This is a genomic window from Rhizobium sp. CB2179 (assembly GCF_057653455.1).
In genome coordinates this window covers 3295621-3309933 of sequence record NZ_CM172781.1, presented here as the reverse complement: position 1 = coordinate 3309933, position 14313 = coordinate 3295621, and the positions used below count along the sequence as shown (strand labels likewise).

Genomic DNA, 14313 nt, shown 5'->3' with positions numbered 1-14313 from the left:
CGGATCGCGGCGGCGCAATGGCCGCGCAAGCGGTTTTGGCATTAAATTTTCGTCATGATTTCAGCGGATCCCGACATCGAAAGGAATTATGGCGGGCGTCCTTTCAGTCTCGTGCAAGCCGGGGCTGGTAATCTCGAATTGTCTTCAGCTTGGTGAGCCTGGCTCCTAAAATTCCGCTGTCGAAATTTATGGTTAAAACCTTGTTAAAAGCCTTGGCGTTATAGTTTTTCTAGTCGATATTTCATTCATTGCGGGAGCGATATTTTTTGAAATCAGCCGGGGAACTTCTTGAGTTGGCTTGCCGCCGGATCGCTGATCTGGATACCCCGGCCTATGTCAAGAACAGCGAGCTGCGTTATGTCGCCGTCAACGAGGCCTATGCCCGTTTTCTGGGCCGCGAGATTTCCGATTTCATCGGCAGGCGCAGCCGCGAGCTCCTCGATCGCCCCGAGGAAGAGGATCGTGAGGATAAGGAACGCCGAGCGCTGGTGTTCGGCACCGAGGAAAACGCCATCTGCTTCGATGCGGCGGGCCTCAGTCATGAACGCATCCAGATCGAAAGCTTCTCGCCATCGCTGGATCGGGCCTACGTGCTCGGCATTTTTGAAGTGCGCGAACCGACGCGCCGGGCGATCGGCGATCCAGGGATCGCTAGCGATCCTGGCATGACGGGCGACGCCGGCGTCGCTGCCGATTTCGCTCGTGTGCGCGAGGCACTGGAACAGCTCGACTATCCGATTGGCATCTTTGCGGGGGATGGCCGCCCCCTGGTCGTCAATGCCGCCTATCGCAACGACGCAAAGCCTGCGGCTGTCAGCGACGCGGCCTGGCACGAGAGCGTCAATGAACTCGACCTGCTGCGCACCATTCTGGAGGACCTGCCGGTGGCAGCCTTCGTGCGCGACGAGAAGCATCGCCTCGTCTATGCCAACCAGTATTACGAGACCTTCAGCGGCCATAGCCGTTCCCGGGTGTTGGGGCTGACCGAACATGAAATGTTCGGGCTGGACGGCGGCGAGGCGATCTATCAGGAAAACCTGCTGGCGCTGGAAGGCGGCACGTCTAAGGAAATCGAAAGCCTGTTGCCGAGCAAGGACGGCCACATCTATTCCGTCCTTTCGCGCGTCAATCGCGTCGTGACAGCGGACGGACGGCCCTATGTCGTCGGCTCTTTTTCGGACATCTCGCCACTCAAGGACCGAGAGAAGGCGCTGATCGAAGCGCAGAAACACAAAGAGGTGCTGCACCGGGATATCGAGAATATCCTGCGCTCGCTGCCGGTCGGCGTGCTGATCCTCGATAACGACCACCGGATCCTCTACGTCAACGACGAGTTCTACGGCATCTGGGAGCTGCCACTCGACGATCCCTTCGACGGCCGCCCGTTCATCGACGTCATCCGCCGCAATTATGAGCTCGGTCGTTACGACGGCGCTCAGACGCCCGAGGAGATCTACGATTTCCGCAAGCATCTGTTCGAGACCGAGGAGCCCGAGCCGATTGAGCTCGGCTGGGCGGGCGGCAAATCCGTCATCTTCGATAGCCGCCGTATCTCGAACGACCGGATCCTGCTGACCTATGCCGACATCACGGCCGTGCGTGAGCGGGAAAAGGAGATCCACGAGGCCCGTGCCGCGCTGGAGCGGCTCGGCGAAATGATGCGCGATGCGACCCATGCCATGCCGCAGGGCCTAGCCGTTGTTCAGGACGGCATCATCAAGATGTCCAACGAGGCGCTTTCTGACATCTTGCAGATTCCGGCCACCTATCTCGAGCCCGGCGAGGGCTGGATCGGCATGTTCGAATTTTGCGCGGCGCGTGGCGATTTCCACGATGCCGCCGGCGAAATCCTGCAGGGTTGGCGTGACAATATCGCGGCCAGGCTGCCGATTTCCACCGTCTTCCATGTCGGCGGCGAGCGCTGGGTGAACATGGATGCGACGGTCAGCAAGGGGCAGCACTGGGTGGCGCTTTTTACTGACGTCACCGAACTCAAGAGCCGCGAGGAGGAGTTGCGCCAGCTGCTGTCGCGCGCCGAGGCTGCCGACCGCGCCAAATCCGAATTCCTTGCCAATATGAGCCATGAGATCCGCACGCCGATGAACGGCGTGCTTGGGATGGCGGAGCTGCTTGCCAAGACTAATCTCGACACCCGCCAGAAGACCTTCGTCGACATCATCGTCAAGTCGGGCAACGCGCTGCTGACGATCATCAACGACATCCTCGATTTTTCGAAGATCGACGCCGGGCAGATGAAACTGCGCAAAGCTGCTTTCGATATCACCGAAGCGGTAGAGGACGTGGCGACGCTCTTGTCCTCGCACGCTGCCGAGAAGAACATCGAGCTCCTGGTGCGGGCTGCACCCGATCTGCCCGCCGCCGTAATCGGCGACGCCGGGCGTTTCCGCCAGATCGTTACCAATCTTGTCGGCAACGCCGTCAAGTTCACCGAGCGGGGCCATGTCTTCGTCGATGTCGGCTTCCAGCCGGCCGCCGGCGGCGAGATCATGGCGAGCATCCGCATCGAGGATACCGGGATCGGCATCCCGCCGGAGAAGCTTGAATCGGTCTTCGACAAATTCTCGCAGGTGGACGCCTCATCGACCCGGCGACATGAAGGAACCGGCCTCGGTCTTGCGATCACCGCCGGGCTCGTCGACCTTTTCGGCGGTTATCTCAACGTCGAAAGTGAATGGGGCAAGGGCTCTGTCTTCACCATCAACCTGCCGTTTGCGGTGGCGGCCGCCCGCCTTGAGCCGAAGCCGTTGCCGATCAACGTGCAGGGTGCGCGTATCCTCGTCGTCGATGACAATGAAGTAAACCGGCGAATCCTCACCGAGCAGCTTTCGCTCTGGGGCTTTGACGGCGTGGCCGCCGAAGGCGGCGGCACCGGGCTTGCGATCCTGGAGGCGGCGGCCGATCTCGGCGTTACCGTCGACGCTGTCGTGCTCGACTATCACATGCCTGATATGAACGGCGCCGATGTCGCGCGCCAGCTGCGCGCCGATCCCCGCTTCGTCGAATTGCCGATCATCTTCCTGACGTCGATGGATATTTCGGGCACAGAAAAGGAATTCGCAGCACTGAATGGCCACGCGCATCTGATGAAGCCGGCGCGCGCCAACGTGCTGCGCAACACCGTCGTCGAGGTGGTGCGCGCCAGCCGCGTCAAGCAGGTCTCCGAGGCCGAGATCGCCCGGCTGCAGACGGAAGCGATCGTGCCGGCGCCAGCGCCCGTGCCGCAGAAACGCGCCGCTGAATTCGTCGACGTGCTCGTTGCCGAGGACAACGAGGTCAACCAGATCGTCTTCACGCAGATCCTGCAGGGAACAGGCCTCTCCTTCCTCGTCGTCGAGAATGGCGAGGAGGCGGTCGCCGCCTGGGAGCGGTATACGCCGCGCATCATCATGATGGACGTCTCGATGCCCGTCATGAACGGCCATCAGGCGACCCAGACGATCCGCGAAAGGGAAAAGGGGCACGGCCACCGGGTGCCGATCATCGGCGTCACCGCCCATGCGCTCGAAAGTGACCGCGAGCTCTGCCTCGATGCCGGCATGGACGACTACATGTCGAAGCCGATTAGCCCCGAACTGCTCGAGGAAAAAATCCGCCAGTGGCTGGGAACGAGCGAGCAGCAGCCGGAGCGCACAAGCTACTGATCTGAACCTTCGGGAAACAGGATGCTCTCGAAATCCTGAGCGCCGTTGAGGATATGCAGGATCTCGATACGATCCTCGCCGACACGATAAAAGATCAAATAGCTGCCGTAAGGACGGCGGCGAACGGCGGTATGTTCGTAGCGTGGAACCAATGAAAAACCGTTTGGCATTTGCGCCAGACGCTCACACCGTGCCAGCAGTTCGTGAATGAAGCTTGCCGCCCGCTGCGGATCGACCTCAGCGATATAGTCGCCAATACGTTCGAGATCCGCCTCCGCCTGCGCGGTAATGAGGACGATCACGAACGATCGTCATATTTGCCTGAAAGGCGCGCGGCGACATCGCTGATGGGCTTGAAGCGGCCTGATTCCGCGTCGGCGATCCCCTGGCCGATCGCCAGATCGAGCGCCATCAGCCGTTTTTCCCGCTCCTCGACAAGCCGAACACCTTCCCGCAGAACTTCGCTGCGAGAGTTGTAACGACCCGATTTCACGAGTTCGTTCACATAGTTTTCGAGTTGCTGTCCAAGATTCGCGCTGCTGGCCATATTGGTTCCTCTCGGGCGATTATCGCACGAGGTGATAACTGTTAGCAATGCAGCCGCTTGAATCGATCGTACTTGCCGAGATTACTTGACGCCGCAGAGCATTTCGCGCTTGCCAGCAAAGCCCTTGCGGCGCTCGACGGCGAAGCCCGCGGCGATGAGATTGCGGCGCACGAAGCCGGCCGCTGCATAGGTGGCGAAAGTGCCGCCGGCTGCGCTTTTCTCACAGACGAGCCGCATCAGTTCCTGCGACCACATATCGCTATTGCGCGACGGGGCGAAGCCGTCGAGATACCAGGCGTCGAAGTCGTCTTCGGCTGCCGCGACGCCGTCCAAGGCATAGCCGCATACGACGCTGAGCGTCGTCTGGGCATCGAGATCGAGGCGCACGATACCGGCCGGTATTTCCGGCCAGGCCGCCGTCAGCACCTGACGTTCGGCGTCGATCTCCGGCCAGTGCGATAGCGCCCGGCCGATTTCTTCACCGCGCATCGGGTGCAGTTCGAAGGAGGTAAAATGTAGCTGCTGGCCGTCTGCACGGTGGAGCTTCCATTGCCGCCAGGTCTCAGCGAAGTTCAGACCGGTGCCGAAGCCGAGTTCTCCGATCCGGAATCTCTGCCGCCCGTTCCAGCGCTCTGGCAGGCCATTGCCGGCGAGAAAAACATGGCCGCATTCCAACCGCCCATCGGTCTGGCAATAAAAATGATCGCCAAAGGCGGTGGAATAGGGCATATCGCCGTCGCGCCATTCGAGCGGCTGCGGCGCGCCCGCGCCAATCTGATCGGGGTTCACGTCTGTCATGGAAAAAGCCGATAATCCTCAGCCGGTCTCAGGTCAATCGTCCTCAGAATTGCTGATCGTCGGCGGCGGTATCATGGGACTCTGGGCGGCCGTCCATGCCGAGCGCCGGGGCATCCGTGCCGTTATTGCCGACGCCGGCAGGTTGGGCGAAGGTGCAAGCGGCGGCGTGCTCGGCGCGCTGATGCCACACATGCCGGACCAGTGGTCGGAGAAGAAGCAGTTCCAGTTCGATGCGCTGGTCTCGCTCGAAGCCGAGATCGCCGCGCTCGAATTCGAGACCGGGCTTTCCGCCGGTTATAGCAGGTCCGGACGGCTGATCCCGCTGCCGAAGCCGCATCTCAACACAATAGCGCGCGGCCGTTTCGAGGACGCTGAACAGCATTGGTGGGTGGGCGACCGCCGCTTCCACTGGCATGTCCTCGACAGGCCGCCGATCGACGGCTGGATCGAAGCGTCTGCCGGTGAGAGCGGCTTCGTGCACGACACGCTCGCCGCCCGCGTTGCGCCGCGTTTGCTGATCGCAGCGCTTATCGCCTTCCTGCGGCGGGCAAAGCATGTTCGTATCCTGGAGCATGCGACGGTTGCCGGCCTCGATCCCGATCGCGGTACGGCCGAAATCGAGGGCGAAACCATTGTTTTCAGTCACTGCATCCTGGCTGCCGGCCATCAGTCCTTTCCGCTGTTGCAGGGACTGACGCCGGGGCTGAAACAGCCGCTCGGCCAGCCGGTCAAGGGGCAGGCGGCACTGTTGAACGCCGATATCGACCCGGCGCTGCCGACGATCTTCCTGGACGGGCTCTATGTCGTCGCGCATGAAGGCGGGCATGTGGCAATCGGCAGCACCAGTGAGAACCGTTTTGACCATCCTACATCCACCGACGTCCAGCTCGACGCGCTGATCGAGGCGGCGCGCGGTATCGTGCCGATGCTTCGCGACGCTCCCGTTGTCGAGCGCTGGGCCGGGCTTCGCCCGAAGGCGATCGACCGTGATCCAATGATCGGCCGCCATCCCGACCACCGGCGCCTGATCGCGCTGACCGGCGGCTTCAAGGTCAGCTTCGGCCTGGCCCACCGGCTGGCAGAGGCGGCGATATGTATCGCAGGCGATACAGACTGCGGATTTTTGCTGCCGGAAAGCTTCGCAATTTCAAGCCATATTGCGGCGGCTTCACGTTAAACGTGAATTAGGCGCCGCTACGTTTCGTTATTCTGTCATGCAAATCACCTATCTGCTTGCGCATCGACAGCGCCGGATCAAAACGGCGCTCACTTCCTTGATGGAGGAAATTGCATGCGCTATGCCATTTGCTTCACGCCTCCGGCGGGCGACTCGTTGTCGCTCGTGGCCGCCAATTGGCTTGGCCGAAACGTGTTTTCGGGCGATATGATGGAGCCTCCGGCCGTTCGTGGTCTCGGCATTCACGAGATCGCCTTCCATACCGCCGTGCCTCGCCGCTACGGCTTTCACGGTATTTTGAAGGCGCCCTTTCATCTGTCCCACGACATGGCCGAATCGCAACTCCTGCGCGATCTGATGCGTTTTTCCGGGACCTTCGTTCCCTTCCAAATTCCGCGTATCGAAGTCGCCCGGCTCGGCAATTTCTACAGCCTGCTCCCGAGCGCTCCCTGCGAGCAGATCCAGTATCTCGCCTCGGCGATCGTGCAGGAATTCGATCGTTTTCGCGCACCGCTCAGCGAGGCCGAGATCGAACGCAGCGATCCGGACGGGCTGTCGGCGACGCAATTTTCCAATCTGCATCGCTGGGGCAATCCCTATGTGATGGAGGAGTTCCGCTTCCATATGCCGGTGACAGGCCCCGTCAACGCGATCGACATGCCGCGCATCGAGCCAGCGTTGCGGACGATCTTCGAGCCTGTCCTCTGCGAACCTGTTACGGTTTCGAACGTGGCGCTGATGATCGAAGAGGGCACTGGCGGTCCTTTCCGCGTTCATTCGCTGCATCCGATGGGCAAGGTCAGCGCGCGCAAAATCGCTTGAATCTGCTGGTGAGCTAAACGCTTGTATCGTAAAGGCAAAATCCGGCTGAGCAGTTTCCGTCTCGACATTCCGGCTGCGGATGCTACCGTTCCCCGTCTTTTCAGAAGGTGATTTGATGGTATCCGAGACTTATCCGCGCAATCTCGTTGGTTACGGGCGTCTGACGCCCGATCCGAAATGGCCGGACGAGGCACGCGTCGCCGTGCAGTTCGTTATCAATTACGAGGAAGGCGGCGAAAGCTCGATCCTCGACGGCGACCCGGCTTCCGAAAACCTACTGTCGGAGATCGTCGGTGCGGCCGCCTGGCCAGGGCAGCGCAACCTCAACATGGAATCGATCTACGAGTATGGTTCGCGTGCCGGCTTCTGGCGGCTCTGGCGAATGTTCACCGATCTAAAGGTGCAGGCCACCGTCTACGGCGTGACGCTGGCGATGGCCCGCAACCCCGAGGCCGTCGCTGCGATGAAGGAGGCCGGCTGGGAGATCGCCAGCCACGGCTACCGCTGGCTGGAATACAAGGATTTTCCAGAAGAATTGGAGCGCAAGCATATCCTCGAAGCCGTGCGCCTGCACACCGAGCTTACCGGCGAGCGGCCCTACGGCATGTATCAGGGCAAGCCTTCCGACAATACGCTTCGGCTGGTGCAGGAGGAGGGTGGCTTTCTCTATTCCTCCGATTCCTATGCCGATGACCTGCCTTACTGGGTGAAAGGCGTCGACGGGAAACCCTTCCTGATCATCCCCTATACGCTCGAAACCAACGATATGCGTTTTGCGACGCCGCAGGGCTTCAATGCCGGCGATCAGTTCTTCACCTATTTGAAGGATGCCTTCGATACGCTTTATGAGGAAGGCAAGGCGGGCAGCCCGAAGATGATGTCGGTCGGTTTGCATTGCCGGCTCGTTGGACGTCCCGGCCGGGCGGCGGCGCTGAAGCGCTTCATCGAATATGTCCTGAAGCACGACAAGGTCTGGATTCCGCGCCGTATCGAGATCGCCGAGCACTGGCACAAGCACCATCAGCCGGAAGCGCTCTGATGATGTCGCGAGAGGATTTTGTCTCCCGCTTCGGCGGCGTCTTTGAACATTCGCCTTTCATCGCCGAGCGCGCCTATGACGCCGGCCACGTGACGGAGCCGCTGACGGCGGCCGGTGTGCATGCGTCGCTAACCGCTGTCTTTCGGGTGGCAAGCCCGCAGGAGCGTCTCGGCGTGCTCAGCGCCCATCCTGACCTTGCCGGGCGCCTCGCGATAGCAGGCGAACTCACTGAAGACAGCCGGAAGGAGCAGTCCGGCGCCGGTCTCGACCGCCTGAGCGCGGCCGAACATGCCCGCTTCACCGAACTCAATTCGGCCTATGTCGAAAAATTCGGCTTTCCCTTCATCATTGCCGTCAAGGGGCTCGGTAAGGACGACATCTTGGCGGCTTTCGAAACACGGATCAGCAATGGCAAGGACGAAGAATTTGCGGCCGCGACGGCGCAAGTCGAGCGGATCGCGCTGCTGCGTCTGACGTCGATGCTGCCGGAGGCTGAATGAACGAGCGGCGCGCGATCGACTATCTCAATGAGATGTATGAGGCTGCATCCGAAGCGCTGTCTTTCGTCGGCGGAATGGATGGGGCGGCGTTTGCCGGGGACAAGCTCACTTTCAAGGCGGTCACCTTTTGCCACTTCACCATCGGTGCCGCGGCGTCCCGTCTGCTCGTGACTCATCCAGAATTTGCGAGCGAGCATCCCGATCTGCCGTGGACGAAAATCTGCGGCACGGGCAACCGTATCCTCGACGGCATCTTCGATCTTGATCCTTCCGACATCTGGGAGGCGACCTATCGCACGCTGCCGGAACTTCTTTCTGCGATCGATGCCATCCGTCACTGGCATGCCGAAGGTGAGTAAGCGATTGCCTCCACATCTCGACATCCGTCCGCTTACGAGATCCGCCTTTGCTCCCTTCGGGGAGGTGATCGAAGCCGATCCCGCCTCGATGCGGTTCATCAATGGCGGTACGACGGAGCGGTTTCATGCGCTGGCCGCCACTGAGGCGACGGGCGAAGGCGCACGCGTCATCATCAACCTCTTTCGCGGCCAGCCACGAAGCTTTCCTTATGACGTCGCGATGATGGAGCGCCATCCGCTCGGCACCCAGAGTTTCTCGCCGGTCTCGGGCCGTCCTTTTCTCGTCGTCGTCTCCGAGGATGAGAACGGTCGCCCGGGCAGGCCGCAAGTGTTTCTGGCGCGCGGCGATCAGGGCGTGAACTATCGCCGCAACGTCTGGCATCATCCGTTGATGGCGCTCGGCCAAGCCTCAGATTTCCTGGTCGTCGACCGTGATGGGCCGGGCAATAATCTGGAAGAATACTTCTTCGAAACCCCTTATATCATCAGAGAGCCAGCCCCATGACCGGACTGACCACGCATGTTCTCGATACCGCTCTCGGCAAGCCGGCCGAAGGTTTGAGGATCGATCTTTTCCAGCTCGACGGCGAGATTCGCAGGCATCTGAAGACGGTGGAGACCAATGCCGACGGCCGGGTCGACGGCGGCCCCATCCTCATTGGCGAAAATTTTCGGGCCGGCACCTATGAACTGGTCTTCCATGCCGGCGATTATCTGAGGGCCAGCGGCACGCCGCTGCCGCATCCCGCTTTCCTCGATCTCGTGCCGATCCGCTTCGGCATTGCCGACGTCACGGCGCATTACCATGTGCCGTTACTGATTTCGCCCTATGGCTATTCTACCTACCGAGGGAGCTAGAGATGCGTTTTGCAGCGATCGCCGACATTCACGGCAACCATCTGGCGCTCGAGGCGGTGCTTGCTGATATTCGCGCACAGGGGATCGAGGAGATCGTCAATCTCGGCGATTTCTTCAGTGGGCCACTGGAGGCCGGCCGGACAGCAGATCTTCTGATGTCGCTCGGCCTGACCTCGGTTCGCGGCAATCACGACCGCTACCTGATCGAACAGGACCCGGCGGCGATGCATATTTCGGATGCGGCCGCCTACAGTCAATTGTCGCCGTCTCATCTTAGTTGGATCCGAAGCCTGCCGTTCGATACCGTCTATCGCGGCGAGGTCTATCTCTGCCACGCAACGCCGAAGGACGACAATCTCTACTGGCTGGAATCGGTGTCGCCGGAGGGCGTCGTCTTCCTGAAGTCGATCGGAGCGATCGAGGCGCTGGCCGAAGGCACTGACCTGCCGCTGATCCTCTGTGGCCACAGCCACATTCCCCGCGCTGTGCGCCTCTCCGATGGCCGCCTGATCGTCAATCCGGGCAGCGTCGGCTGCCCGGCCTATGACGACGAACTGCCTTATTACCACAAGGTGGAGGCTGGCCATCCGCTGGCGAGCTACGCCATTCTGGAAAAGACGGCAGCCGGATGGACATGGCAGTTCCGAACCGTCGCCTATGACCAGATAGCGATGTCGGCACTGGCCGCCGAAAGGGGCCGTGCCGACTGGGCAGGCGCGCTGGCAACGGGTTGGGTGAGATAGAGCACGATGCCGAAAGTGTGTGCGGTTTTCGGGCGACATCGTGCTCTAACTATTTAATTTAGAACAGGATTTGGATTTTGGGCCGGACCGGCCTAAAATCATCCTGTTCCAGTCCAGACCCGCTTGCGCGGCGGTCAGTCCTTCTTTGGTCCCGGCTTCGGCGCCGGAGGAATGATCGTTTGTGTCGGAGTTGCGGTCGGTGTTGTCGGCCTTGCCGGGGCTGCGGCGGGCGTTGCCGGTCTTGCCGGTTTTGCGCCATCGAGATTTCCAAGAAGGGATGAGATGGCATCGTCACCTTCGAAGCCGGCTTCCTTCAGCAATTTGTCGAGGATCGGTTTATTCGCCTGATAGGAGAGGAGCTGGCTGGCCAGTCCTTCGCCGAGCCCGATGCCGTTTCCGCCGGTCGCTCCGTTTCCGCGGCCGAGCATGCCGCCGGTATCGAATATCCTGATGTCGGAGATCTTCTCGATCGGCTTGACCGCTTCGGCGAGCGCCTGCGGAATGATGCGGATCCGTTCGCGGGTGATCTCGAACTCGATGATAGCAGAGCTCAACTTGTTGCGCGCGTCGTTGAGCAATGCCTCGCTCTCGGCCGCGGCCTTGCCGGTTTCGAGAATGCCCTTGGCCTTGATGATCGCCGCATCCGCCTCGGCGGTCGCGAGCGTCTTGATGGCCTCGGCCTGGTCGCTTGCCGCCTGTTTTTCGGCTTCGGCGCCGACGGTGACGGCGGTCGCTTCCGTCTCGGCTTTCTTGCGTGCGTCGATGACGGCAATCTGCTTTTCGCGTTCGGCAATCTCGATCGCCTTGGCGGTGCCGACTTTTTCCTCCGCCGCTATCGCCAGCGCGCGGGCCGTTTCCGCAGCCGCCTTCGCCTCGGATTCTTCACGGCTCTTGTTGGCAACGGCGATGGCGCTTTCCTGTGCCACGATCTGGAGGTCGCGCTTGGCTTCGGTTTCGCGTTGCTGGACGGCGCGGGCGGCGTCGATGTTGGCGCTTTCGCGAGCCTGTTTGGCAGATGCCTCGCGTTCGGCGATCGCCTGTTCGGAAGCGATGCGGGCTTCCTCCTCGGCGCGTTTTGCGGCCTGCTCCTGCTGCGCGGTTTCGGCGCGTGTCGCCGCGGATTTGTTGGCGATGTCCCGTTCCTGGCTGAGTTCGGCTTCCCGCTTGGTCCGCTCGATGGTCAGCGATTGCTGGCGGGCCTCGAGATCCTTCTGGGCGATGGCGACTTCGGTGTCGCGAACGATCTCGTTCCGCTCCTTCTTGCGTCCCTCGGTGATGCGGGTCAATGCCGCAAGGCCTTGCGCGTCGAAGAAGTTGTTGGCGTTGAAATGCTTGATATCGGTCTGGTCGAGGCGTGTCAGCGACACGGATTCGAGTTCGAGGCCGTTCGACTGGAGATCGGCGCCGACAGCTTCCTGCACGGCCTTGACGAAATCCATGCGCTGTTCCTGCAGCGCGTCGAGATTCATCGTCGCGGCCACCGAGCGAAGGCCGTCGACGAATTTCGCCTCGATCAGGATGCGGAGAGCCTCGGCGTCGTTGGTGCGGTTGCCGAGTGTCTGAGCTGCAAGCGCAATCGAGGAGGCATCGGGTTTCACGCGCACATAGAACTCGGCGCCGATATCGACGCGCATGCGGTCCTTGGTGATCAGTGCATCGCCTTCACCGCGGCGAACCTCGAGCCGCAGCGTCTTCAGGTTGACCCGGGCGGTCGAATGGAAGATCGGCAGAACGACCGAACCGCCGTCGAGCACGACCTTCTGGCCGCCGAGACCGGTGCGCACATAGGCCTCATCGCGGCTGGAGCGCGTGTAAAGAGAGGCGAGGACAAAACCGATGCCGAAGATCAGAACAATCCCAATGCCGGCTGGTAGAATAACGTCGTACATCATTGCTGCTCCCTCAAAGATTGATTGTCCGCATCGGTGGGGTCGACCGGCGCGGGAATGGCGATAAACACATTTGCCTTGTGATCGACGAGAAGAACCAAAGCGCCGATCGCGAGTGGACCTTCGCCCTTGGCGGCTCGGGCTCGAAGCACATGCCAGTTTCCATGCTGATCCTTGACGCGGACGCGGCCCGGCAATCCCTGATCGAGCGGGCCGATCGACACCTCGGCTGTCCGGCCGAGCAAGGCGTCGAGATCGACCGCATAGGTTTCGTCGTGCGGTACGATCCGCGCCACGGTTCTGCTCGACGCCCTGACCATGGGGATGGTTGCGAGCGCGGCAGGTATGACGGCTATCAAGCTTGGCAGCGGCGCCCAGAAGGCGTTGGCGACGGCCTGCAACGCAAAGCCCGTCATCGCGAAGAAGCCGAGCGTCAGCATCATGAGAATCAGTAGCGGAACACCGCCGAGATTGAGCCAGGAGAGATAAGCCAGAATGCCGTCATGGCCATGAACCTCTGGCTTTCCTAGGAATTCCGTCATCGAAAAACCCATGACCATCGCGAGCATCTCGATCGCGGTCAGGCCGACAAGGATCGCTGCGGCGATGGCGAAGGGCGCACATTCAGGGGCGAAAAGGAGTGCCATCGTGTTATCGGTTATCCGCCTTGAAGCGTGCGAGCCGGGCTTCGATTGCCTGTTCGCGGTGCAGCCGGTCGAGTTCGTCCAATTCGGAACTGTGGCCATGCTCGCCAGCGGGAACTCCGGTCAGCCGCGAGACCGCCGCAGCAGCGCGCGCAGCATCTGCACCCGGTGCGGGCTGGCTGTGACCGGCCGCTGCCTGTTCGGGATGCCGTGCGAGACTGCGTTTGAAATCAGCAAGGCGGGCGTCCGCCTCGCGGCGCGTGGCGAGCACGGCCTGCAAGGCTTTCTGGCCTTCGTCCACCTGTTCCCTAGCATCGGCCAGTGCCTTATCGAGCGCTGCGATCTGGGATTCGAGATCGATCTGGCGGGCAACGCCGGCCTTTGCCAGGTCATCCCGCTGAGACGAGACGGCGATGCGGATCTTTTGGTCGAGCGCGTTCAGGTCTTCGACGATTTCGTCTTTGCGGCTCTGGATGCGGTATTCCTCCGCACGCGCCTTGCCGAGATCGGTGCGGGCCTCATCCGCCGCTGCGTCGATCTCGCGGATCGCCTGTTCGATGACGGCAATCTTGTTGACGCCTTCCGCCTTGTCGATCGCCGCATTCGCGATGCCCGCGATCAGACGGCCCATGCGTGAGAGAATGCCTTCGTTCGTCATGTTTTCCTCCATCCGAGCGGAATTCGGCGTAACGCCAATGTGAATCTCGTAGCGATCCTGGCCTGCAACGAGATAGGCCGGAAAAATACTCTCCCATCCCCGTGAATAACCCGCGACATCGAAGGGCACGGCAACACGTCCGTGCACCGTGGCGATCGTCAAGTCCGAGGGACCTTTGATGGCGAAGAGCTTGTCGTCGAGCGGCAGATGCAGCGGATCGGCGGTGACGCCGCGATTGGCGGCGAAATCGCGAAGGCCGAGCGTGACCAACCTTGCCGGCAGGCCCGTCTGGTCGCGGACGGTTTCATAGGCAAGGTCATGCAGCACGACGAGATTTGCGCCGGTCCTGTCGGAGACGAGGCCGGTCAGGATTTCGATCATCCTGAGATAGGCGGCAATGGTGTCGTCCAGCGCCTGCCGGGCACTGTCGTCAGGTGTCAGCGTGTAGCGCAGCAGCGATGGATGCGGTGTCTTGCCTGTGGTAGCCATGGGTAAAACATAAAGCACCGCTTTTGTGCTTTCAAGAGGTCGCGCTAAAAATACAACCTAAGCTCAACGTGCGGTTAGAAGGACTGAGGCAGCGTCCAGTATCGAGATATTTGGGGCCGTTGCTACAT

Annotated in this window: 15 protein-coding genes; 9 read left to right on the top strand and 6 right to left on the bottom strand. The window is 61.1% G+C overall.

The window, feature by feature from the left end:
* The first annotated feature begins 266 nt into the window (after nt 1-266).
* Nucleotides 267-3662: a response regulator gene (locus AC244Q_RS16565; RefSeq protein WP_113548389.1), complete on the top strand. Its 3396-nt coding sequence runs from the start codon at nt 267-269 to the stop codon at nt 3660-3662.
* Here the strand turns inward: AC244Q_RS16565 and AC244Q_RS16560 are convergent.
* From AC244Q_RS16560 to mnmC2, 3 genes are all read right to left on the bottom strand, one after another.
* Complete coding sequence (locus tag AC244Q_RS16560) at nt 3656-3964, bottom strand: type II toxin-antitoxin system RelE/ParE family toxin (protein WP_012758561.1); 309 nt, start codon at nt 3962-3964, stop codon at nt 3656-3658. The genes AC244Q_RS16565 and AC244Q_RS16560 overlap by 7 nt on opposite strands.
* Nucleotides 3961-4209 carry a type II toxin-antitoxin system ParD family antitoxin gene (locus AC244Q_RS16555; protein ID WP_012758560.1) on the bottom strand — a complete coding sequence of 83 codons (249 nt, stop codon included), beginning with the start codon at nt 4207-4209 and terminating at the stop codon, nt 3961-3963. The genes AC244Q_RS16560 and AC244Q_RS16555 overlap by 4 nt, the downstream gene beginning before the upstream one ends.
* 81 nt (nt 4210-4290) lie before the next feature.
* A complete protein-coding gene (gene mnmC2 / locus AC244Q_RS16550) occupies nt 4291-5007 on the bottom strand; it encodes a tRNA (5-methylaminomethyl-2-thiouridine)(34)-methyltransferase MnmC2 (RefSeq protein ID WP_113548390.1) in 717 nt (238 codons plus the stop codon).
* On the opposite strand from mnmC2, the gene AC244Q_RS16545 reads away from it, so the two are divergent.
* The 8 genes from AC244Q_RS16545 to AC244Q_RS16510 all read left to right on the top strand — a co-directional run bounded on the left by AC244Q_RS16545 (nt 5006) and on the right by AC244Q_RS16510 (nt 10505).
* Nucleotides 5006-6184, top strand: coding sequence for an NAD(P)/FAD-dependent oxidoreductase (locus AC244Q_RS16545; RefSeq protein WP_113548391.1), 1179 nt, complete (start codon nt 5006-5008; stop codon nt 6182-6184). The two genes, mnmC2 and AC244Q_RS16545, sit on opposite strands and share 2 nt — an antisense overlap.
* 114 nt (nt 6185-6298) lie before the next feature.
* Nucleotides 6299-7006, top strand: a complete 708-nt coding sequence (locus AC244Q_RS16540) for a DUF1045 domain-containing protein (protein WP_113548392.1) — start codon at nt 6299-6301, stop codon at nt 7004-7006.
* A gap of 115 nt (nt 7007-7121) precedes the next feature.
* Entirely contained in the window at nt 7122-8045 is a 924-nt protein-coding gene (puuE, locus tag AC244Q_RS16535; protein ID WP_012758556.1) for an allantoinase PuuE, read from the top strand.
* Nucleotides 8045-8545, top strand: coding sequence for a 2-oxo-4-hydroxy-4-carboxy-5-ureidoimidazoline decarboxylase (gene uraD, locus AC244Q_RS16530; RefSeq protein WP_113548393.1), 501 nt, complete (start codon nt 8045-8047; stop codon nt 8543-8545). Before puuE ends, uraD begins: the two co-directional genes overlap by 1 nt.
* Complete coding sequence (locus AC244Q_RS16525; protein ID WP_113548394.1) at nt 8542-8904, top strand: HepT-like ribonuclease domain-containing protein; 363 nt, start codon at nt 8542-8544, stop codon at nt 8902-8904. The genes uraD and AC244Q_RS16525 overlap by 4 nt, the downstream gene beginning before the upstream one ends.
* Nucleotides 8888-9409: an ureidoglycolate lyase gene (locus AC244Q_RS16520; protein WP_206641086.1), complete on the top strand. Its 522-nt coding sequence runs from the start codon at nt 8888-8890 to the stop codon at nt 9407-9409. The genes AC244Q_RS16525 and AC244Q_RS16520 overlap by 17 nt, the downstream gene beginning before the upstream one ends.
* On the top strand, nt 9406-9762 hold the full coding sequence (uraH, locus tag AC244Q_RS16515; RefSeq protein ID WP_003541961.1) for a hydroxyisourate hydrolase: 357 nt from the start codon (nt 9406-9408) through the stop codon (nt 9760-9762). Before AC244Q_RS16520 ends, uraH begins: the two co-directional genes overlap by 4 nt.
* Before the next feature lie 2 nt (nt 9763-9764).
* Nucleotides 9765-10505 carry a metallophosphoesterase family protein gene (locus AC244Q_RS16510; RefSeq protein ID WP_113548396.1) on the top strand — a complete coding sequence of 247 codons (741 nt, stop codon included), beginning with the start codon at nt 9765-9767 and terminating at the stop codon, nt 10503-10505.
* A 134-nt stretch (nt 10506-10639) separates the two neighbouring features.
* Here AC244Q_RS16510 and AC244Q_RS16505 read toward each other — a convergent pair whose 3' ends face one another.
* From AC244Q_RS16505 to AC244Q_RS16495, 3 genes are read right to left on the bottom strand one after another with little or no spacing between them, the layout of a single operon-like run.
* Nucleotides 10640-12397 (bottom strand): flotillin family protein, encoded by a 1758-nt coding sequence (locus AC244Q_RS16505; protein ID WP_012758552.1) that lies wholly within the window; start codon nt 12395-12397, stop codon nt 10640-10642.
* Nucleotides 12394-13041 (bottom strand): OB-fold-containig protein, encoded by a 648-nt coding sequence (locus AC244Q_RS16500; RefSeq protein ID WP_012758551.1) that lies wholly within the window; start codon nt 13039-13041, stop codon nt 12394-12396. Before AC244Q_RS16500 ends, AC244Q_RS16505 begins: the two co-directional genes overlap by 4 nt.
* A 4-nt stretch (nt 13042-13045) precedes the next feature.
* Entirely contained in the window at nt 13046-14203 is a 1158-nt protein-coding gene (locus AC244Q_RS16495) for a PspA/IM30 family protein (RefSeq protein WP_113548397.1), read from the bottom strand.
* Nucleotides 14204-14313: the final 110 nt, after the last annotated feature.